The 3,865-nt window shown below is 45.2% G+C and carries 3 protein-coding genes; all 3 read right to left on the bottom strand.

Annotated features, from left to right (window positions below; genetic code table 11):
• Positions 1-374: ABC transporter substrate-binding protein (locus QTO00_RS16145; RefSeq protein ID WP_331425707.1), on the bottom strand; the 374-nt coding region annotated here is incomplete at its 3' end.
• 9 nt (positions 375-383) lie between these two features.
• Entirely contained in the window at positions 384-2,306 is a 1,923-nt protein-coding gene (locus QTO00_RS16140) for a TonB-dependent receptor domain-containing protein (protein WP_331425706.1), read from the bottom strand.
• Positions 2,307-2,473: 167 nt separating this feature from the next.
• Complete coding sequence (locus QTO00_RS16135; RefSeq protein ID WP_331425705.1) at positions 2,474-3,808, bottom strand: sensor histidine kinase; 1,335 nt, start codon at positions 3,806-3,808, stop codon at positions 2,474-2,476.
• Positions 3,809-3,865 lie beyond the last annotated feature (57 nt).

The following is a 3,865-nucleotide window of genomic DNA, read 5'->3' as shown; positions in this document are numbered from 1 at the left end:
AACACCACTGTAGGAGCGATTTTAGACAGTTCATCATAAGATTCCGAGCTACGGTTGCTGGCGATGATCAAATCTGGCTTTAAGGTAAATATGGTTTCAAAGTCAGGTTCGAACAAAGAACCCGCAGCGGTATACTTGTCATCTTGATATTTATTCAAGTAACTCGGCATGGGTGATTTGACCACACCTACAGGCTCGATGTTCAGGTTATCAAGAACATCTAATGTATCCATGCCCAATACAACGACACGCTTAGGTTCGGCCTCTAAAGTGGTTTTGCCCATCGGATGCTCAACAGTCAGTGACTGAGCTACTACCGAGTGACTCAGCAGTGCTACATAGCCTATGGCAAGAAAGTGTTTAATCAGTTTCATCATATACTCCTAGAATGCGTAGCTAACGTTGAATCGGAAATCACGTCCGGCATTTGCATAGCCTTGTGCTAAAGGACTTCCGATGTATTCAGAGTATGAAGCATGATCTTTGTAGTATTTATCGAACACGTTTTTCACTGATACAGTCAGTACTAGTTCTTCGCCGTCAAGCGGGAGCCATTGAGCGTAAAGGTCGTGTACGTCGTAGCCTGGCTTTTCAGGGTTAACGTCTGGGTCGGCAACATCAGTGAATTTTTCAACCAAAGTAACATGCCAACCAAACTCCAAGCTGTCACTCCATAGGTAGTTGAGGTCTAGTAACCAAGTGTCACCAACTGATGTACCCAATGTCATGTCGTCATCGGTCAACGGTTTGCCGTTTAGCTCAGGCTTGGATTGGTTGTAACTTAACGTCGCAAGGAACTTATCTAGCGTTAGGCCAACATTTGCAGTGATACCTGAGGTCTTAAGTTCGCCGCCATTAATATATGCACGGTCGGTATAATCGTATACGACGACATCATCGATTGTGCTGTCGAAAATAGTCACGCCCGCGCGGAACATATCATTGGCAAATTTAACACCGTATTCAAAGTTCTTCGCTCGCTCTGGTCCACGGTCTGGTGAGTTGTTCTTATCGCCCAAAACGAAGTTTTCTTTGATTTGTTGGCCTCGGAACGCTTCGGCATAGCCTGCAAACACGCTGAGTCCGTTGTTAAAGCGATAGTCCGCGGAGATATTTGGGCTAAAGTCGTTTGATTTAAAGTTCTGCTCTAGGTTGTCATCAAGCTCATACCAGTCATAACGAGCACCAGCAGAAAGTAATAGTGACTCCGTAACATTCCAGTCGTCTTGAACGAACAGCCCGTACACAGTGCCTTTCTCACTATTTGTTACACCGCCACCGTATGTACCGGTTATTTTGTTCTTATCTTGCTTGTAGTCAGCGCCAACAATCAGAGAATTGCTTCCCCAAGTAGCCGTATTGAATACCTTACCACCAACCGTGTCGATGCTGCCTCTGCTGGTTCCAAAAGACGGATGCTCGATATGGGCGATGCGGTTTTCTGTTGTGTACAGCGTGGTATCGATTTTAATTAAATCGCCATTGGTATAAACGTGATTGGCTGTAATGGTTTGTCGGTCTGCTTCCTGTTCAAGAGGAACATTTTTTGTAGGGTGTGGTTGCCAGTGCGGACGGTGCAGACGGGTGCTATCGTCATCGCGGTAGTCATAAGCAAGTGAAACGTAGTGGTTGCTATTGAGATTACCGGAGAGTTTAAGCAGCGCGACTTTTTGCTCTGACTTAGTGTAAGGTTGTTCTTCACCATGGCCATCGACAATGTTGTCACTGTCTTGGTAGCCAAAAGATGCTAGCAGTCCTAGGTTTTCTGAAACTTCGCCATATAGGCTTGCTGAACCCTTATAGCCTTTATTGTTAGAGTAGTAACCACCTTTTACCTGTGCGCCAAATGTTTTGTTTGAAGAGAGTAGGTCATGCGCATCTTTGGTTTTGAATTGGATTGCACCGCCGAGTGCGCCAGGGCCATTGGTTGCACGGCCTGCACCCGCACTAACGTCGACTTGTTTCAGAAGCTCAGGCTCGATTGATAGTCTTCCCTGGTGGTGGAAGAGGTTGCCCGATTGCTCCGCACCATCAATAGAGATATTCACCATGGTATCTTCTAATCCACGCACGTAGATCTTTTGTGAAATGCCAGAAGAGCCTCCGACAGAGACCTCCGCATCTTTGCGGAAAATATCATTTAGGTCTTGAGCTTGTTGCTTTTGTAAGTCATCGGCAGTGATAACAGTATCAACGCCTTGCATGTGCTGACCGATAACTTCGATAGTTTCTGTGGTGTCGTTTGCCACGGCGTAGCTGGTAGCGAGTATTAGAGCGATGGGGCTTAACTTGAATACGGTGTCCATTTGACCGAAATCTCCAACTTATTAAATGAGAATTATTATCGGTTTGGATTTTGGTGATTTTACTACGGCGAGTAAACGACTTTTACATTTGTTACAACCCAATCAAATTTGTGGGAATGAAAAAGCAGATCTGAGATCTGCTTTCTCCTGTTTTAGCGATGTTTGGGCTAGATAGGTAATCTTATTTCCATGTCGAGCCCTTTGTCAGGGTTATTTTTCGCTACTATAGAGCCTCTTACGGCTTCAATGTGCCTTTTAGCCAAAGCTAGACCTACGCCAAACCCTTTACGTGATGAAACTTGATCTTCAGCTTTAAAGAATGGGTCGAATATCTTAGTTGTCAGGTGCGAATCTATACCTGGCCCTGCGTCAGAGATGGTCAATAGAGCTTGTTGACTTTCAAACGTGCCAGTAATGGAGAGAGTGTGTCCATTCGGTGTGTATCTGAGACCATTACGAACGATATTCTCGATAGCTTGTGCTAATGCTCGTTGGTTTGAATGCGTTAAAGGAATTCGTTCAGGAAGCAACAGCTCGATATGGCGGTCGGGGTATTCGAATCGGGCATCTTCCACTATTGCCTCGATTAGCTCTGTGAGCTCGAATGCTTCATTGGTTAGGTTCGGCTGTTCGTTTTCAAGCCAGGCTAAAGTCAGTGTGTCTTCAGCCATCTGCCTCATAGAACCCGTTTCCGCCCTAATTCGATCAAGCATCAGCTGAGAGTCAATCTGATTTTCAGCACAGTCCAAAGCCATTTCGATACGTGTCAAAGGCGTGCGTATTTCATGAGACATCTCTGCAATGAGGTTACGGTTGTGTTCGATGACATTGGATGTCCGTTCGGCCATCATATCGAATGTCTTGGCGATTTGACTTATTTCATCGTCGCCCAGCTTGATTCGGTCGCCGATACGCGCTTTATAGTTACCTTGACTGAATTCTGTTGTGGCTTGGTGGAAGTGCTTGAGTGGCGTCATGAAGTAACGATAAATCAAGATGGTAATCGTTAAGAATGCGATGAAAGGAATAACGACTCTAAACATCCAAAACGCATGAGACATATAAGTACCTGGCCTCATCCTAGCGGGTAGAATAACCAGAAAATGGTAGTTGTATGGTTCTAAGGTTACTTCCATGATGGGGTTGTCAGGGAAGTAGAGGTGTATTTTCCATGATACGTCACGACCTATACCATAACCTGAATAAAAGCGTTCATTTAATGGGTTGCCCGCAATGACATCTACTTGGGAGCGAACAACCGTTGCCCATGTGTTTTCTTGAACGGATAGGTTTTCCAGCCACGAATCGAGCTCGTCGTTTTTTCCTTGGGACAGAAGCTGTTGAGCATGGGCACCCCAGTCGAGCATTTCTTGTTGATGCTCCTGGTCGATGTAGCTCATTTTTTCGTCAGACAGCAGGGCGGCACTGTGAAGTAATGAAAAAAATATTACCCCTCCAAGAGACAGAATGATAAACAGTCTCCAAAATAGTCGTCTTTTCATCGGATGATATAACCTTTGCCATGCATAGTTTGGATTCGATCTTGAGGCATTCCTAGC

The sequence above is a fragment of the Vibrio sp. M260118 genome, assembly GCF_036533755.1.
Classification (GTDB): Bacteria; Pseudomonadota; Gammaproteobacteria; order Enterobacterales; family Vibrionaceae; genus Vibrio.
Note: the sequence above shows the minus strand (reverse complement) of the source record. Positions and strands in the feature narration are given on the sequence as shown.